Genomic DNA, 17,178 nt, shown 5'->3' on the forward strand with positions numbered 1-17,178 from the left:
ACCAGAAAATATTTTTTTATTATTTTATAAATACTTAGATCGCAAAAGCTTCAAAATATGCAGCGAAGAAGAACGTAGAATGCACCAGGATCCAGCCGATTTTTGTGCTGCGCACCAAAACAGCCTAGCGCGCATCAACCAGTCAATGAACCAGACCCTATAATTGAAATGAAAAACCTTATCATGTAGATTCATAAAAAAATCCACTCGGAGACCAACATGCCAACCCGCCGCTTGCGCCATCCTATATTCGCCAGCCTACTGCTCCTTCTCCCATCGATCAGCTTCGCCAATGAGCCACTACGTATCGGTAGCTGCGTGCTGCAACCCGGTACCCAATGCGCGGGGCTGGCTGCCGAGCTGAAGTACAAGGATCTGAAAAACCTCGATCTGCGCGAGAGCAATTTTAGCCACACCAGCTTTCATGGCAGTTCACTGGATGGCAGTGATTTACGCGGTGCCAACCTTGTCAGTGCTGAGTTTGATATGAGTTCATTAGAGGGTGTCGACCTGCGTGAAGCCGATCTCAGCGATGCGCTGATGAGCCTGTCACGGATCCATGATGCTGATCTGCGTGGGGCGATTCTTTTTAATGTGGATCTGCGCTATGCCCAAGGTGTGGACAGCGCTCGCTTAGAGGGTGCTAGATTCTGCAATACGCGTTTGCCCAGTGGTGAGCTGAGTCATCGTGACTGCCCTGAATGATCGAATTCAAGCGGGGTTAATCCAGTCTTGCTGGCCCCGCCATCACTCGATCTAAAGCTGCAAAAACTGCTTCTTGGGTAATCAGATCGATGGCATCTGGATCTCGCACGCGCTGCCCCCAGCCCACCTGATCCTCTTCTTTGCCAAGAAACTGGCGCACGGCTTGCGGATAAGCATTGACGACATATTCACGTCCACGCCAAGGGCCAGTCCGTTCTGGATTCGAGGTGACATACAACCCCAAAGGCGGAGTACCCAGCGCAGCGGCCATATGAATCGGGCCTGAATCTGGAGCGACGACACAACGGGCCTGTTCAATCAGCGCCAGCAGCACCTTTAAGGATGTTTTGCCAACCAGATTGGTGATCGGTGCTTGGCTCCACGCGCTAATTTTGGCAGCAGCATCCTGTTCCATCGGTGTATTGCCGCCGCTGATCACGGTGGCCAATCCGTAGCGCTGCCAGGCATAGTCGGCTAGAGCGGCATAACCTTCTAAAGACCAGTTGCGCCAATTGCGCGCCCTCTGGCTCGAACAAGGGCTGAGGAGTAAATAGGATGAGTGTGGACGCAGGGCTTGAGCCGCTTCACGCGCGGCATCAGGCAGGGGTAAACGCCATTCCGGCTGAGACAGCGGGCAACCTAGATGGCGGACAAAATCAAGAAAACCCTCCCCAACATGGGCCCGAGGATGGGGAGCAATCTGCTCATTCACAAACCAGCCTTGATAGTCCTTAGCCCTTGCTGAATCAAAACCTATCCGTCTTTGTGCAGGGATAAAGCGCGAGAGCACACTGGCGCGCAGAGCAGCCTGCATATGCAGGAGTAGATCAAAAGGCCGACCTTGGCGCTGCTCCAGCAGTTGCTGACGCAAGGCACGCATGCCTTTTAAGCCAGAAGACTTGTCATAGACCAGCAGCTCGATCCCCTCTAAACCTTCGAGTAGACTATACTCGGCACGGCCAATCACCCAAGTGATGCGTGTCGCCGGTGCAGCCGCTTGCAGCGCGCGCAGGCTGGGCACCAGATTGCACACATCGCCCAGCGCAGAAAGGCGCAGCACACACACATCACCGAGTGAAGCAGATTGAGAAGCAGGCATGACAGGATTCCAGCAACAAGAAAGTAAAGAGAAACACCTAGGTCAGAGCTGCATTCTATATGACGCTCAGCGCTTTCCACAAATCACAGCTGAATGGTTTGATCCGCATTACTGGGCTGAGCAAGGTCAGCTGATTGGTGGTGCACCCGGACGGGGTACCAGTTGTTTTATCCACACCCCAGCGGGCGAAGGCGTATTGCGTCACTACCGTCGCGGCGGTCTGATAGGGCGTTGGATTCAAGACCGCTATTTCTGGACAGGGCTTGCGGCCACCCGCGCCTGGCAAGAGTTTCATCTCACTGCCCAGCTGTATCAGGAAGGCTATGCGGTGCCTCAACCCTGGGCGGCACAGGTAGTCCGTCAGGGATGCACCTATCGCGCGGATCTGCTCACCCAAAGACTTCCCCATGCTTTGCCTTTAGCGGATTATCTATTGCAGTCCAAGGCCACATCGGATCAGCAAGCTCTCTGTTTAAGGCAGGCGGGTCAGTTAATTGCTGATTTTCATCAGCGGGGTTTGAATCATGTGGATCTCAACCCGCGTAATCTATTGCTCGATCCAGAGCGAGTCCATGCCACTCAGCTTGCGGCAGATGGCCAGCCCATCTACCAACGAGCCGCTTCAGGGCTCTGGCTGATTGATCTCGATCGTTGCCAGCTCGGCCGCTTGACACCTATGCAAGCCAAGAGCAATTTACAGCGTTTACTGCGCGGTTTGATTAAGCTCGATGCGATCCAAGCAGCGAATTGGTTTGCCCAGATCGAAGCCGGATATCGCCACCGACTTGCGCACAAAGCCACCTGAAAGCCCTTCACAGATCAGGTATAATCGAGCGCTGAATAGCCAATCTTGAGACAGATCGCTTGGCGCTCACTGATCGAGCCATTCGGATTCAAGCTTGCTCGATTCAATCACCTTTTGACGACCACCTAGAGGCCGTTTTGACTATGAAACCGTCAACACCGGATGCATCGACTTTTCAGGGCCTCATTCTGGCTCTGCAAAACTACTGGGCCGAACAAGGCTGCGTGATTTTACAACCGCTGGATATGGAAGTCGGCGCGGGCACCTTCCATCCTGCCACCTTCTTGCGCGCACTCGGTCCAGAAACTTGGAACGCCGCTTATGTTCAGCCTTCACGCCGCCCAACTGATGGGCGCTATGGCGAAAACCCCAATCGCTTGCAGCACTACTACCAGTTTCAGGTGGTCATGAAGCCCTCACCTGAGAAGATTCAGGAACTCTATCTTGGCTCGCTGAAAATGCTGGGTATTGATCCACTGGTTCATGATATTCGCTTTGTTGAAGACAACTGGGAATCACCCACGCTAGGCGCCTGGGGCCTTGGCTGGGAAGTGTGGCTAAATGGAATGGAAGTCACCCAATTCACCTATTTCCAACAAGCAGGCGGCATCGAATGCTACCCAGTTACGGGTGAAATCACCTATGGCTTAGAGCGGATTGCGATGTACCTGCAAGGCGTGGATAGCGTCTATGATCTGGTGTGGACACTCGACCCCTCGGGTCAACCCGTGACCTATGGCGATGTCTGGTTACAAAACGAGATCGAGCAGAGTGCTTATAACTTTGAGCAGGCCGATGTGCCCTATCTGTTTGCCACCTTTGATCAGTGCGAAAAAGCCTGTCTTTCACTATTAGAAGCCAAGCTGCCACTGCCCGCCTATGAGCAGGTCCTCAAGGCCTCGCATACTTTTAACCTGTTAGATGCACGCCACGCTATTTCTGTGACTGAGCGTCAGCGTTTTATTCTGCGTGTTCGCACCCTAGCGCGTGAGGTTGCACTGGCCTACTTCCAATCACGTCGTGCGCTAGGCTTCCCGCTTGCACCCCAGCATCTGGCGGATGAAGTTCTTCAGCACTGGGAACAGGAAGAACGTGCCCAAGCCGAAAAAGCCCTTAAGAAGGAGAAAGCATAATGGCTGCGGATCTACTCTTTGAACTTGGCTGTGAAGAACTGCCACCGCATTTGCTGCAGCCACTGGCGCAATCTTTACAGCAACAGATCGAAAGCGCGCTGCAAGAAGCCGGCATTCCCTTTAGCAGCAGCCAGACCTTTGCCACGCCGCGCCGTTTGGCCCTGCGGATTCACGATCTGGCCAGCGAACAACCAGATCAGGCGATAGAACGTCGCGGCCCTGCTGTTGCCGCTGCTTTTAAAGATGGACAGCCAACCAAGGCAGCACAAGGCTTTGCTGCCTCCTGCGGCGTCACGGTTGATCAGCTTGAACAGCTCGAAACAGATAAGGGCAGCTGGTTGGTCTATCGTTCTCTACAAGCCGGACAGAGCACGGCCAGCCTGCTGCCAGAGCTATTAAGCCAAGCCATCCACCAGCTGCCTGTTCCCAAGCGGATGCGCTGGGGTGCAACACGGCAGGAGTTTTCACGCCCAGTGCATTGGCTGGTTTTGCTCCATGGTGAGCAGGTTGTTCCGATGAGCCTGTTTGGTCTGCAGGCAGGTGCGATCACCTATGGTCATCGCTTCCACGCACCCCAAGCCATCACCCTAAGCTCGCCAGCTCACTATGAAGCCCAGCTCGAAGCCGCGCATGTCATCGCTTCCTTTGATCGTCGCCGCGAGATGATTCGCACCCAAGTGCTGGCGCAAGCTGAGCAGCATCAAGGCGAGGCCGTGATTGATCCTGATCTGCTGGATGAAGTGACCGGATTAGTCGAATGGCCGGTGGCGCTGACAGGTAGCTTTGATGAAGGCTTCCTGGCCGTGCCCGATGCCTGCTTGATTTCATCGATGAAGGCCAATCAGAAGTACTTTCACTTGATTGATGAAGAAGGCAAGCTGCTGCCCCGCTTTATCACCATCAGCAATATCGACAGCCAGAATCCCAGCCTCGTGATTCTCGGAAATGAGCGGGTGATTCGTCCGCGTCTTGCCGATGCAGCCTTCTTCTTTGAGACAGATAAGAAAACGCCACTGGCGCATCGAGCGGCTGGCTTGGAAAAGGTCGTCTTTCAGCAACAGCTGGGTACGCTGGCAGATAAGACACGCCGTGTTCGCGCACTGGCACTGCATATCGCGCAACGCATTGGCGCCGATGCCGATCACGTTGCCCGCGCGGCTGAACTGAGCAAGTGCGATCTGAATACCGAGATGGTGCTCGAATTCCCTGAGCTGCAAGGTCTGATGGGCGAAGCCTATGCGCTGCATGATGGCGAGAACCCCGAAGTTTGCCGTGCCTTGCGTGAGCAGTATTTACCGCGCAATGCCAGTGATGCCTTGCCTGCTACCCTCGCCGGTATTTGCTTGGCCTTGGCAGATCGCTTGGATACCTTGACCGGCATCTTTGGTATTGGTCAAAAACCCAGCGGCGTGAAGGACCCCTTCGCCCTGCGCCGTGCGACCTTGGGCGTGCTGCATATTCTGGTTCACAAGCAGCTGGATCTAGATCTGAAAGAACTGATTCAACTGGCGCTGGCACAACACCAGAACCTGCCTCAGGCAGATCAAGTGGAGCAATCACTGCTGGATTATATGCTCGATCGCTTCCGCGCCTGGTATCAGGCTCAGGGTTTGGCAACAGAGCTGTTCCTCGCCGTACGTCAGCGTGGTGTGACCCACCCCTATGACTTTGATCGCCGAGTGCAGGCTGTCGCCAGCTTTAGCGAAAGAGCCGAAGCCAGTGCACTGGCCGCCGCCAATAAGCGCGTCAGCAATATCCTCAGCAAACAAGCCAGTGAGCTGGATATCCATAGCCTGCAGATTAACAATGCGCTGCTGACAGAAGCGGCTGAAATCACCCTCGCTGAGCAGATCGCGATCAAGCAGATAGAAGTCGCGCCCAGCTATGCCAAGGGTGATTACCAAGCTGCGCTCAACCTGCTCGCCAGTCTGCGTGAGCCAGTGGATCAGTTCTTTGATCAGGTGATGGTGATGGCAGAAGATCCTGCTCTGCGCCAGAACCGCTTAGCGCTACTGGCCGCTTTGCAAAACCTCTTTTTGCATACGGCGGATATTGCTCAGCTGCAAGGCTGAGATCACATCCGGTTCAGGGGGCCACAAGTGCCCCCTTCTTTTTTATTGATCTTTTGATGAGCACCATGAAGAAGATTTTGATTTTAGACCGCGACGGCGTCATCAATCAGGACTCAGACGCCTTTGTCAAAAATGCTGATGAGTGGATCCCACTCCCTGGCTCGATAGAAGCCATCGCCAAACTCTATCAAGCAGGTTGGACGCTGTCGATTGCCACCAACCAATCTGGCTTAGCACGTGGCAAGTTCACCCAAGCCGATCTTGATGCTCAACACGCCAAGATGCTGGATCTGATCCATGCAGCCGGAGGTGATCTGCATGCGATCACCTGGTGCCCCCATGGCCCAGATGAAGGCTGTCGCTGCCGTAAGCCTGAGCCAGGTTTGCTCGAACAGATTAGCCAGCGCCTTGATCTGGATTTAAACGGTGCCGTCATGGTGGGTGATGCGCTCAGAGATCTGCAAGCCGGTCAGGCGATGGGCTGCCAAGCTGTGCTGGTCAGAACAGGGAAGGGCGAGAAAACCCTCGCCGCAGGTGAGGGCTTGGAAGAAGTGCTGGTCGTGGCAGATCTGGCTGAGCTGGCGGAGCGTCTGCTCACTGGCAAGCTTTGATATTGGGTGGCAGGTTTCGCCCACGCAGACCAAACAGGTGAATCTCAGTCTGCCGAGCATAAAAAAACGCCCGAACTCTCGGGCGTTTTTTTGATCAACGGCGGCTCTTTTTAAACATCTAGGTTAGAAACAGCCAGCGCGTTGCTTTCGATAAAGTGACGACGCGGTTCAACCTCATCACCCATCAGCGTGTTAAACATCTGATCCGCTGCCACAGCGTCTTCAATCGTCACGCGCAGCATCCTGCGGGTTTCTGGGTTCATGGTGGTTTCCCAGAGCTGGTCTGGGTTCATCTCGCCCAGTCCCTTATAACGCTGCACGCTGACACCACGACGCGCTTCAATCATCAGCCATTCCAACACCTGTGCAAAGCGCGTGACGCTACGCTGACGCTCACCACGGGCGATATAAGCACCTTCTTCAAGCAGCCCATCCAGCTGTTCACCCAACAGGCGTAAGGCTCGATAGTCGGCTGATTTGAAGAAATCCACACCGAAGCGATAGCGCGTTGGCACGCCATGCGCCACAACATCAGCGACTGGAATCCACACACCCCGCTCGGTGTCTTCTTCAATGCTCATGGTGACCTTGGTGGCATCATTGGCCGCCACAACTACTCGCTCTTCCAGTAGCTTCACCCAGGCTTCTAGCTGCGCACGCTCTTTCAGCGCTGTCACATCGAGGCTTGGCGTATCAATCATCTGTGTCAGCACAAACTCAGGATAGACCTGAGCCAAGCGCTCAATCCGCGCCATCGTGCTGCGATACTGCTCCACCAGCTGATGCAGCGCTTCACCCATCAAACCCGGTGCTTCTGGATTGACATAGAGTGCAGCACCTTCAAGCGCGGCCTGAATCAGATATTCATCAAGTGCGGCCTCATCTTTCAGATACTGTTCATGCTTACCGCGCTTAATCTTATACAGCGGCGGCTGCGCAATAAACACATGACCACGCTCAATCAGCGCCAGTGTCTGACGGAAGAAGAAGGTCAGCAGCAGTGTACGGATATGCGATCCATCCACGTCCGCATCGGTCATGATAATGATGGAGTGATAGCGCAGCTTATCTGGGTTGAATTCTTCACGACCAATACCGCAACCCAATGCAGTAATCAGGGTACCCACCTCAGCGGAGGATAGCATCTTGTCAAAACGGGCCTTCTCAACGTTGAGGATTTTACCCTTCAACGGCAGAATGGCTTGCGTTTTGCGATCACGCCCCTGCTTGGCGGATCCACCTGCCGAATCACCCTCCACCAGATAAATTTCGGAGAGTGCAGGATCTTTTTCTTGGCAATCAGCCAGTTTACCCGGCAGGCCCGCGATATCCAGCGCCCCTTTGCGGCGTGTCATTTCGCGTGCTTTACGCGCAGCCTCGCGGGCGCGCGCAGCATCAATCATCTTATTGACGATCATCTTGGCTTCTTGTGGGCACTCTAATAGGTACTCACTAAAGGCCTTACCCATTTCCTGCTCAACAGCGGTTTTCACCTCAGAAGAGACCAGCTTATCCTTGGTTTGTGAGGAGAACTTGGGATCTGGCACCTTGACCGACACAATGGCCGTCAGACCTTCACGGGCATCATCGCCTGTAGTCGCGACCTTGGCTTTTTTTGCCAAGCCTTCTTGCTCGATATACTGGTTGAGCAATCGCGTGAGCGCACCACGGAAGCCCGCCAAATGGGTGCCGCCATCACGCTGAGGAATGTTGTTGGTGTAGCAAAAAATGTTTTCTGAGAAGCCATCATTCCATTGCATCGCCACTTCAACACCGACGCCATCTTCTTCTCGCTGCGTGCTGAAATAGAAGGCTTTACACAAAGTGGTTTTGTTGGTGTTGAGGTGATCAACAAAGGCCTTTAAACCACCTTCGTAGTGAAAGACTTCTTCACGGCCATTGCGCTCATCGGTTAATACAATGCGCACACCTGAGTTTAAGAAGGAGAGTTCACGCAAGCGCTTAGCCAGAATATCAAAACTAAATTCGATATTGGAGAAGGTTTCTGGTGAAGGGCGAAAACGTACTAATGTTCCTGTTTTTTGGGTTTGTCCAACAATGCCTAAGGGTGCATCAGGAATACCATGACGATACACCTGCTCATGGATCTGCTGGTTACGCCAGATCGTCAGGGTGAGTTCTTCTGACAAGGCATTGACCACCGAGACACCCACACCGTGTAAGCCACCTGAAACCTTATAGGTGTTGTCGTCAAACTTACCTCCTGCGTGGAGCACCGTCATGATGACTTCTGCGGCAGAAATACCCTCTTCTGCGTGGATATCCGTGGGCATACCCCGCCCATCATCCGCAACAGAAACGGATTCGTCAGGATGGATGACCACCTTCACTTCACTACAGTGACCAGCCAGGGCCTCGTCGATGGAGTTATCAACCAACTCAAACACCATGTGATGCAAGCCAGTGCCATCATCAGTATCACCGATATACATGCCCGGCCGCTTGCGCACCGCATCTAGGCCTTTGAGTACCTTGATACTCGATGAATTGTAAGAATTACTCTCGCTCATTGCTGACTCCCATGATGTCTCCAGATATTCAGGAGATCGAACTGAATTGGGTGGGTTGGATCTTTCCATGTTTCACGTGGAACCAAGCCATGCGATCTGGATGCTTCCAATCTTGCTGCATGGCTTGAGCCTCCACCGCAGTAATAAAAACCTGCGTGTTCTGCTCTTCAAGCAGTTCACAAAAAAGCTGCCGATGCTGGATATCCAGCTCAGCGGGTAAATCATCAATAATATAAGTGCAGTGCTGCCCTGTCTGTTCAGCGAGCAGTGCGCCTTGTGCTAACTTGAGGGCCGACACAACACACTTTTGCTGACCGCGTGAGAGCACATCCACTGCCAGACGTCCTGAGGCCGTTACACGCAACTCAGCACGCTGTGGCCCCCCTTGGGTGAAGCCCTGCTCTTTATCCTTAGCGAGAGCGCTGGCCAGATAGCTGCTGAGATCAACCTGCTTATCCCAACCCCGTTGGTAGTGAATGTCGATCTGTTGCAGCTCGGTCAGGCGCATCAAGAATTGGGAGAAGATCGGTCTGAGTCTGTCCAAATACTCAGCGCGCAGGGTTGAAATCAACTCGCCTGTTGTCGCGACTTCCTGATCCCAGAGCCGTAATTCAAGGGGATCTATTCTAGCATGTCTGAGCAGACTATTGCGTTGCCGCAGCGCACGTTGAAAACGCTGCCAAGCCGACATAAACAAGGGTTGGGTATGAAAGACCCCCCAATCGAGAAACTGGCGACGATCTTTAGGACTGCCTTCAAGAAGACGAAAGGCATCTGGATTGATCAGCTGAACAGGAAAGTGGCGAGCCAACTCAGCCACACCTTGCGGCTTTTGGCCTTGAAACAGAATCTCTGTCTCAGGGGCATGCTGTTGGCGCTGAATACCCAGGGTTGTTTTGATCTGTGTTTGTGGCTGGGCAAACTCAGCAAAAACAGTAAAGGCCCCTTCATCATGATGGATCAGCGTTTTAAGGCGCTTACTGCGAAATGAACGGGCCAGACTCAATAGATAGATGGCTTCGAGGACAGAGGTTTTGCCACTCGCATTCATGCCAATCAACAGATTGATACCCGATGCCGGACGGATCTCGGCATCGAGCAGATTACGAAAGGCCGTCAGTTTAAGACGGGTTAGCGCCATAAAGAAGTCACCTGAGTGCGCAAGATGGGCATTAGAGGCGCATCGGCATCACCACATACAAGGCAGTGGCAGGCTGACCATGGGCTTGAATCAAACCACTGGAATTGGCATCGGAAAGAATCATCTCTATCTGCTCTATCTCATCACCGATATTATCCATCACATCAATCAGATAGCTGACATTAAAGCTGATTTCGAGCGCCTCTCCTTGGTAATCAAGGGCCAGCGTTTCAGAGGCTTCCTCATGCTCAGAGTTACTGGCCTTTAAGGTGAGCAACCCTGGCTCAAGCAGCAGACGGATACCTTGGAACTTCTCATTCGCGAGGATGCTGATCCGCGATAATATCTGGCGCAGCTCCAAGCGAGGGCAGACCAGTGCTTTATTACCTTCACGCGGAATCACGCGCTCATAGTCTGGGTAGCGACCTTCAATATGTTTCGAGATAAAAGTGTAGCTACCGGCATTCACCTGAAAATGCTGCTCACCAAAGATAAACTCAATAATGTCATCACTGTCTTCAAGGAGCTTCGCCAAATCATGGACGGCCTTACCTGGCACGATCATGCTTGAAGTTTCTATTTCTGGTGTCTGGACTTGAGCATCCGCCAATGAGAGGCGGTGTCCGTCAGTCGCGACAGCGCGCATCTGGCCTGTTTTCAGCTCAAAATACATGCCATTGAGGTAATAACGGATATCGTCTCTGGCCATCGCAAAGTCATTACGGTGAATCAAATAGCGCAGCACCTTCTGCGGTAGATTCACCTGATGGCTGACTGGGCTGAGCTGCATGCTGGGGAACTCTGAAGAAGGCAGGGTTTGCAGGGTAAAGCGACTCGCTCCCGAAACCACCAGCGCCTTGTCACCCTGAACCTCAAACTCAATTTGCGCATTATCACGCAAAGACTTGCAAATATCAGAGAGCTTTTTCGCTGGAACAGTAATCGTGCCCGGCGAGCTGAGATGATCCAAATGCAAGCGCCAGATCAGCTCAACCTCCAGATCCAGACCGGTAATCGTCAAGCCTTCAGGCGTCACATCCAAACGAATATGCGACAGAATAGGTAGGGTATTGCGCCGCCCAACGACACCGACCATTAATCCTAAAGGGCGCAAAAGTGTTTCACGTGAAACGCTGAATTTCATAATCGACCTTCCATCATAGATGCTAATCGGTGTTTAACCGTGATGTATTCATGTAGATAAGCCTGTGGATAAGAGGCTATTAACTTGTCAGTAAGCGCAGCAGATTCTTCCAATCTTCGCGGATATCCGCACTTTCTTCCTGCAACGAAACGATTTTGCGGCAGGCATGCAGCACTGTCGTGTGATCACGACCGCCAAAAGCATCACCGATTTCAGGTAGAGAATGATTGGTAAGTTCCTTTGCCAGCGCCATCGCCATCTGGCGGGGTCGCGCAATCGAGCGATTACGTCGCTTGGAATGCAGATCCGCCATCTTGATCTTGTAATACTCTGCCACGGTGCGTTGTATGTTATCCACACCCACCTGTTTATCCTGCACAGCAAACAGATCCTTCAAAGACTCTCGTACCAACTCAACACTGATGGGCTGCCCTTTGAAATGCGCATCCGCGATCACACGATTCAACGCCCCTTCCAGATCACGAACATGGGAGCGAATCTTTTGTGCAATAAAGAAGGCCACATCTTGCGGGAGATCCACCTTCGCCATCTCCGCCTTCTTCATCAAAATGGCCACGCGCAGTTCTAGCTCAGGAGGTTCAATAGCGACTGTCAATCCCCAACCAAAACGACTTTTCAAGCGCTCTTCAACACCAATTTCTTTTGGATAGCGATCTGAAGTCAGGATGATCTGCTGGCCACCTTCAAGTAAGGCATTGAAAGTATGGAAGAATTCTTCCTGAGAGCGCTCTTTGCCAATAAAGAACTGGATATCATCGATCAACAAGGCATCCAAACTGCGGTAATAGCGCTTGAACTCATTGATCGCGTTCAGCTGCAAGGCCTTGACCATATCCTGCACAAAGCGCTCAGAGTTGAGGTACACCACCTTGGCATTCGGATTTTGTTTAAGAATCTGGTTACCCACGGCATGCATTAAGTGGGTTTTACCCAAGCCTACACCACCATAGATAAAGAGCGGGTTATAGGCACCACCTGGATTTTCGGCCACCTGAAAAGAAGCCGCACGGGCCAGCTGGTTCGACTTACCTTCTACCAGAGTATCAAAGGTATGCATGGGATTGAGTGTAGAAGGATGCTTGATCCCTCCTTCTACCTGCACCTGAGCACGCGGCTTTTTGTCTAGCTTGGCTGCCTCGGGGGCAGGCTCTTCTGCTTGGCTTTCTAGACCTGTACCGATTTCTCCAGCCAGATCTGTCAGGGTATGCCCATAGTCTGCCAGCGCAGAGGGCTGACGCGCCGGAGTGGGCAGGCTTGGAGCGGGCGTTGTCACCTTGGCCACAGCCACCTGACGACTGCCCACACCCAGCTGCACCTGCTGGATCTGCGCACCAGAGAGTTCACGCATTAATTCCTGAATGCGGCTGAGATACTTTTCAGCGACCCAGCGTTTCACAAATTGGTTTGGCGCAAGAAGAGTCAGCACACGGCCTTCTATGACCGGCTGTAAAGGACGAATCCAGGTGGCGACCAGATTCGCGGCCAGCTCGTTTTCGAGCACCTTTTGGCATTGGCTCCAAAGTTCTTCAACTGACACAGGTTAGCTCCTCAATAGACCCAGCTATTCTAACTTTTTAGAGCTAAGTTATCCACAGCGAGAAAAGAGTCGGTGCTGGCCCAGTGGCGCTTTTTTGTCGCCCTAGCCTTGATTATCAAGTCAAAATAAAGCGACACCTGCTGAAAAAGAAAATCCTGCAGTGTGTGTATAAAGAAGCGCAAACAGCGCCGACAAGTCCTGCATAAACTGAGCAAGAAAGGAGCCTGTGCATAAAACAAGTATTTATCCACATGCTGCACGCATTTTGTTCATCTCTTATGTTGCCTTTATACCCTTAGTTTAGAATCACACAAGCATATGAAAAATAAAGCTTTTTAGAAAAAATACACCTTTAGAAGCCTTCTAGTAATAACAATAATCATCGTCTTTATATTCTTCTTATTTTTATTCTTTATTGACTCCTTCTTGTCGATGGTGCTTTTTTGAGAAGGCTCAGCTCAGAAAAGAAGCCGACAAGTCGCATCACGACGAGAAATCATTGCTTTGGGCAAAGAAATTCACTAGAATCGCCGATTCCAAATCCATTACCTCAGTCTGTGGACAGCAAACATGAAACGTACATTTCAACCCAGCGTTCTCAAGCGCAAGCGTAACCACGGCTTCCGTGCTCGTATGGCTACTAAAAATGGTCGCCAAGTTTTGGCTCGCCGTCGTGCCAAAGGCCGCAAGAAGCTCTGCGCTTAAGCTTGATTTTTCATTATGAAAAACTGCGGTTTTCCCCGGTCCAAGAGACTCCTCACTCCCGGGGATTTCCGTTACGTTTTCGATCATACCCAGCATAAAGCCTTTTGTTGTGGCTATCTGCTACTCGCAACGCCGGCAAGAACACCTGAGTCACGAATTGGATTTGTCTTTGCCAAGAAAAATCTGCGTCTGGCCGTACAACGCAACCGTGTAAAACGGATTTTTCGTGAATCCTTTCGCACCCACCAGCAAGCTATCCCTCTCCTCGACTTAGTTGTCCTCGCAACCAAAAGCGTTAATCGGCAACAGCCTGATGCACAGCTCGCACAAGAGTTGATCAAAGCATGGCAGCAACTTGCGCGCCGTGTTGGGTATGCTCAACAACCTCATTCACGAACAACTAAGCGGCAGTGATCCCATGGACGTAAAACGCATAGTGCTCTTTTCCTCCCTGGCGCTAGTCGCCTATCTACTGATTATTCAGTGGAACCAAGACTATCACCAGACTGAAGTTCAGGTGCGAGCACCTGATATCCATCAGATCACACCTGATCTTGCTCAGGGTGATGCAGCAACCGATGACAGCATTCTGGCATTCAGCGCTCCTCAAACTCAGGACGTGCAGACCTCTTTGCAGCAGCAACAGCGTCTGGTGCGTGTCGCGACTGATACTCTTGATGTGCGTATTAACACGCGCGGTGGCGATATCGTTTTTGCCGCGTTGTTGCAACATCGTGCTCGTCTCAATTCAGATGATCCTTTTGTTCTGCTGCAAGATGATGATTTGCGCCACTATATCGTGCAAAGTGATGTCAGTGGCTTGGGTAATCAACAGCGGGTGCAGCTGGTTCCTGAGCAGTATGAATACATCATGCAAGATGGCGATGATCAGCTTGAAGTGGTCATGCGCGGTGAAGTGAATGGCGTTGAAGTGGCTAAAATCTTTACCTTTACGCGTCAAAGCCACTTGATTGATGTGCGCTATGAGCTGAACAACACCACTGATCAAGCCTTCCAGCCCAGTTTTGTTGGCTTAATCAAGCGCGACTCTAGCCCTGATCCAAGTCAGGGTGAATTCTTGGGGATGAGTGCTTATTTGGGCGGCGCCTTTTCAACACAAGAAACCCGCTACCAAAAAGTCAGCTTCAGCGATATTCAGCGTGAAAGCTTCCGTGAGTCTTCTCAGGGTGGCTGGGCCGCCATGCTGCAGCACTATTTTATCAGTGCCTGGATTCCTGAACCGAATGAAACCAGCCTGTTTAGCTCGCGAGCGGACCGCCAAGGCAACAATATTATTGGCTTTCGTGGACAAGAGCAGCTTCTAGCCCCCGGCCAAAGCCTGACCCTAGCAGCACAGACCTTTATCGGCCCCAAGGTACAGAGCGAAATGAAGCAGGTCGCTCAGCATCTTGATTTAACGGTGGATTACGGTTGGTTGTGGTTTATCGCGCAGCCACTTTTCTGGCTCCTAGACTGGTTCTATGGCTTTGTCGGTAACTGGGGTGTGGCGATTATTCTGGTCACCTTGGTCATCAAACTGGCCTTCTTTAAACTGTCGGCAACAGCTTATCGCTCGATGGCGAACATGCGTCGTGTCGCACCTAAGCTACAGCGGATCAAAGAAGAAGCTGGGGATGATCGCCAGAAATTGTCTCAGGCGATGATGGAGTTATACCGCAAAGAGAAGATTAATCCGATGGGTGGCTGTCTGCCGATTTTGGTGCAGATGCCGGTCTTTATCGCACTTTACTGGATGCTGCTTGAATCTGTTGAACTGCGTCATGCGCCCTTTATGCTCTGGATCGCTGACCTGTCGATGAAAGACCCCTACTTCGTGCTGCCGATTCTGATGGGCGTCTCGATGTACTTGCAGCAGTTGTTGAACCCCACACCGCCAGATCCCATGCAGGCGAAGATCATGAAGATGCTGCCCATTATCTTTACCTTCTTCTTCCTGTTCTTCCCAGCGGGTCTGGTACTCTACTGGTTGGTGAATAACCTGCTGTCGATTTTGCAGCAGTGGTATATCACGCACAAGATAGAGAAAGAAGAAGCCTTAAAAACAGCCAAAAGTTAACTCTGCATTCAGGCTGTGGATAAAGTAAACAGGACCCCCTCACCATGAGGGGGTTTTGTTATCCACACCCCGGAGATTTTTATGACCACTCAAGATACGATTGCAGCAATTGCCACAGCCCCAGGACGTGGTGGTGTCGGTATAGTGCGTGTCTCAGGCCCGCTGTGCGCGCGCTTGGCGCAGCAATTCCTTGGACGTCTTCCGCCCGCTCGCTATGCTCACTATGGCCCTTTTAAGAGCCCAGAAGGGCTGCTGCTGGATGAGGGCATCGCGCTTTTCTTTCCTGGTCCGCATTCTTTCACCGGTGAGGATGTACTGGAGTTTCAGGGCCACGGTGGCCCTGTTTTACTCGATCGCTTGCTGATGGCTTTAATTGCACAAGGCGTGCGCTTGGCTGAGCCAGGTGAATTCAGTCAGCGGGCCTTTCTCAACGATAAGCTGGATTTAGCCCAGGCCGAAGCCATCGCGGATCTGATTGATGCCACCTCTCAGCAGGCAGCAGAAAATGCGCTCAAATCCTTGCAAGGCGTGTTCTCGCACAAGATTCATCAGCTGGTCGATGGGTTGATTCAGCTACGCATGTATGTGGAAGCCGCCATCGACTTCCCTGAAGAGGAAATCGACTTTATCAGCGATGGCCATGTGCAGGGCCAGCTCGAAGGCTTATTAGCTCAGCTTGAAACGATTCAGCATGAGGCGCAGCAGGGTTGCCTGCTCAGAGAAGGCATGAACGTGGTGCTGGCAGGACGCCCCAATGCGGGTAAATCCAGCTTAATGAATGCCTTGGCCGGTCAGGAACGTGCGCTGGTGACTGATATTGCCGGCACCACCCGCGATGTCTTGCGTGAGCAGATTCATCTAGATGGGATGCCGCTGCATATTATTGATACCGCTGGCCTACGCGAAACAGCGGATCAGGTTGAGCAGCTAGGTGTTGCACGCGCTTGGCAAGAAATCGAAAAAGCGGATCGCATTCTGTTGTTGGTTGATGCACAAACCACATCGAGCCTTCATCCAGAAGAGATCTGGCCGGAGTTTGTTCAGCGTCTTCCTCATCCAGAGCGTCTGACGCTGGTACGCAACAAGATCGATCTCAGTGGAGAGGCCGCTGAATCTGATTTATCCACAAGCCCACCGGTGATTCGTATCGCAGCCAAGCATCAACAGGGTGTGGATGATTTAAAGCAGCATCTCAAACAGGTTATGGGCTATCAGGGCACGACGGAAGGTGGATTTTCAGCGCGGCGGCGTCACCTGATCGCGCTCCAGCAAGCCCATCAGGCTTTGCTTCAAGGTCAGTTACAGCTACAGGGTGCAGGAGCAGGCGAACTGCTGGCAGAAGACCTGCGTGCAGCGCAAGAAGCACTCAATAGTGTGACGGGAGCTTTTAGTGCCGATGATCTGCTCGGCAAAATCTTTGGTGAATTCTGCATCGGCAAATAACGCATTTCTGAGTGACCACAAACATCGCTATGGCGCACTAGCGGCCCTCTTCTGTTGAGAGGGCCGCTTTTTTTGCGGGTGAATCGCCTTTAAGCTCATTGCAGGCTGTGTATACTTGGTCATCTAACCTAGGTACAAGCAGGTGACCAAGAGG

Annotated in this window: 14 protein-coding genes; 9 read left to right on the forward strand and 5 right to left on the reverse strand. The window is 52.2% G+C overall.

Translation table 11 applies throughout. The features are described 5' to 3' along the window. Positions 1-219: 219 nt before the first annotated feature. Positions 220-705 (forward strand): pentapeptide repeat-containing protein, encoded by a 486-nt coding sequence (locus V6U78_RS04735; protein ID WP_405337840.1) that lies wholly within the window; start codon positions 220-222, stop codon positions 703-705. Positions 706-721: 16 nt separating this feature from the next. Here V6U78_RS04735 and V6U78_RS04740 read toward each other — a convergent pair whose 3' ends face one another. Then, positions 722-1,804: a glycosyltransferase family 9 protein gene (locus V6U78_RS04740; protein ID WP_405337843.1), complete on the reverse strand. Its 1,083-nt coding sequence runs from the start codon at positions 1,802-1,804 to the stop codon at positions 722-724. Between V6U78_RS04740 and V6U78_RS04745 the strand changes: the two genes are divergently transcribed. The 4 genes from V6U78_RS04745 (at position 1,803) to gmhB (ending at position 6,425) form a co-directional block, all read left to right on the forward strand. Next, on the forward strand, positions 1,803-2,609 hold the full coding sequence (locus V6U78_RS04745; protein ID WP_405337846.1) for a 3-deoxy-D-manno-octulosonic acid kinase: 807 nt from the start codon (positions 1,803-1,805) through the stop codon (positions 2,607-2,609). The genes V6U78_RS04740 and V6U78_RS04745 overlap by 2 nt on opposite strands. Before the next feature lie 143 nt (positions 2,610-2,752). Then, the gene (gene glyQ / locus V6U78_RS04750; protein WP_405337849.1) at positions 2,753-3,742 is read left to right on the forward strand and encodes a glycine--tRNA ligase subunit alpha; all 990 of its coding nucleotides are present in this window, start codon (positions 2,753-2,755) and stop codon (positions 3,740-3,742) included. Next, positions 3,742-5,814 (forward strand): glycine--tRNA ligase subunit beta, encoded by a 2,073-nt coding sequence (glyS, locus tag V6U78_RS04755; protein WP_405337852.1) that lies wholly within the window; start codon positions 3,742-3,744, stop codon positions 5,812-5,814. Before glyQ ends, glyS begins: the two co-directional genes overlap by 1 nt. A 65-nt stretch (positions 5,815-5,879) precedes the next feature. Beyond that, a complete protein-coding gene (gmhB, locus tag V6U78_RS04760) occupies positions 5,880-6,425 on the forward strand; it encodes a D-glycero-beta-D-manno-heptose 1,7-bisphosphate 7-phosphatase (protein ID WP_405337855.1) in 546 nt (181 codons plus the stop codon). Between the two features lie 110 nt (positions 6,426-6,535). Here the strand turns inward: gmhB and gyrB are convergent, their stop codons facing one another. From gyrB to dnaA, 4 genes are all read right to left on the reverse strand, one after another. Beyond that, positions 6,536-8,956: a DNA topoisomerase (ATP-hydrolyzing) subunit B gene (gene gyrB / locus V6U78_RS04765; RefSeq protein WP_405337858.1), complete on the reverse strand. Its 2,421-nt coding sequence runs from the start codon at positions 8,954-8,956 to the stop codon at positions 6,536-6,538. Between the two features lie 28 nt (positions 8,957-8,984). Continuing rightward, positions 8,985-10,097, reverse strand: a complete 1,113-nt coding sequence (gene recF, locus V6U78_RS04770) for a DNA replication/repair protein RecF (protein ID WP_405337861.1) — start codon at positions 10,095-10,097, stop codon at positions 8,985-8,987. A gap of 31 nt (positions 10,098-10,128) precedes the next feature. Then, positions 10,129-11,241, reverse strand: coding sequence for a DNA polymerase III subunit beta (gene dnaN / locus V6U78_RS04775; RefSeq protein WP_405337864.1), 1,113 nt, complete (start codon positions 11,239-11,241; stop codon positions 10,129-10,131). A 79-nt stretch (positions 11,242-11,320) separates the two neighbouring features. Beyond that, the gene (gene dnaA, locus V6U78_RS04780) at positions 11,321-12,799 is read right to left on the reverse strand and encodes a chromosomal replication initiator protein DnaA (protein WP_405337867.1); all 1,479 of its coding nucleotides are present in this window, start codon (positions 12,797-12,799) and stop codon (positions 11,321-11,323) included. Positions 12,800-13,369: 570 nt separating this feature from the next. Here dnaA and rpmH point away from each other — a divergent pair. The 4 genes from rpmH (at position 13,370) to mnmE (ending at position 17,024) form a co-directional block, all read left to right on the forward strand. Further along, positions 13,370-13,504 (forward strand): 50S ribosomal protein L34, encoded by a 135-nt coding sequence (rpmH, locus tag V6U78_RS04785; RefSeq protein WP_405337870.1) that lies wholly within the window; start codon positions 13,370-13,372, stop codon positions 13,502-13,504. 15 nt (positions 13,505-13,519) lie between these two features. Further along, positions 13,520-13,918, forward strand: a complete 399-nt coding sequence (gene rnpA / locus V6U78_RS04790) for a ribonuclease P protein component (RefSeq protein ID WP_405337873.1) — start codon at positions 13,520-13,522, stop codon at positions 13,916-13,918. Positions 13,919-13,922: 4 nt separating this feature from the next. After that, positions 13,923-15,581 carry a membrane protein insertase YidC gene (yidC, locus tag V6U78_RS04795; RefSeq protein ID WP_405337876.1) on the forward strand — a complete coding sequence of 553 codons (1,659 nt, stop codon included), beginning with the start codon at positions 13,923-13,925 and terminating at the stop codon, positions 15,579-15,581. A gap of 81 nt (positions 15,582-15,662) precedes the next feature. Continuing rightward, a complete protein-coding gene (mnmE, locus tag V6U78_RS04800) occupies positions 15,663-17,024 on the forward strand; it encodes a tRNA uridine-5-carboxymethylaminomethyl(34) synthesis GTPase MnmE (RefSeq protein WP_405337879.1) in 1,362 nt (453 codons plus the stop codon). Positions 17,025-17,178 lie beyond the last annotated feature (154 nt).

This window comes from Marinospirillum alkalitolerans (genome assembly GCF_045055655.1).
Taxonomy (GTDB): Bacteria; Pseudomonadota; Gammaproteobacteria; order Pseudomonadales; family Halomonadaceae; genus Marinospirillum; species Marinospirillum alkalitolerans.

Coding starts and splice junctions, on each gene's coding strand:
- V6U78_RS04735 (WP_405337840.1), top strand. CDS start 220: ATGCCAACCCGCCGCTTGCGCCATCCTATATTCGCCAGCCTACTGCTC.
- V6U78_RS04745 (WP_405337846.1), top strand. CDS start 1,803: ATGACAGGATTCCAGCAACAAGAAAGTAAAGAGAAACACCTAGGTCAG.
- V6U78_RS04740 (WP_405337843.1), bottom strand. CDS start 1,804: ATGCCTGCTTCTCAATCTGCTTCACTCGGTGATGTGTGTGTGCTGCGC.
- glyQ (WP_405337849.1), top strand. CDS start 2,753: ATGAAACCGTCAACACCGGATGCATCGACTTTTCAGGGCCTCATTCTG.
- glyS (WP_405337852.1), top strand. CDS start 3,742: ATGGCTGCGGATCTACTCTTTGAACTTGGCTGTGAAGAACTGCCACCG.
- gmhB (WP_405337855.1), top strand. CDS start 5,880: ATGAAGAAGATTTTGATTTTAGACCGCGACGGCGTCATCAATCAGGAC.
- gyrB (WP_405337858.1), bottom strand. CDS start 8,956: ATGAGCGAGAGTAATTCTTACAATTCATCGAGTATCAAGGTACTCAAA.
- recF (WP_405337861.1), bottom strand. CDS start 10,097: ATGGCGCTAACCCGTCTTAAACTGACGGCCTTTCGTAATCTGCTCGAT.
- dnaN (WP_405337864.1), bottom strand. CDS start 11,241: ATGAAATTCAGCGTTTCACGTGAAACACTTTTGCGCCCTTTAGGATTA.
- rpmH (WP_405337870.1), top strand. CDS start 13,370: ATGAAACGTACATTTCAACCCAGCGTTCTCAAGCGCAAGCGTAACCAC.
- rnpA (WP_405337873.1), top strand. CDS start 13,520: ATGAAAAACTGCGGTTTTCCCCGGTCCAAGAGACTCCTCACTCCCGGG.
- yidC (WP_405337876.1), top strand. CDS start 13,923: ATGGACGTAAAACGCATAGTGCTCTTTTCCTCCCTGGCGCTAGTCGCC.
- mnmE (WP_405337879.1), top strand. CDS start 15,663: ATGACCACTCAAGATACGATTGCAGCAATTGCCACAGCCCCAGGACGT.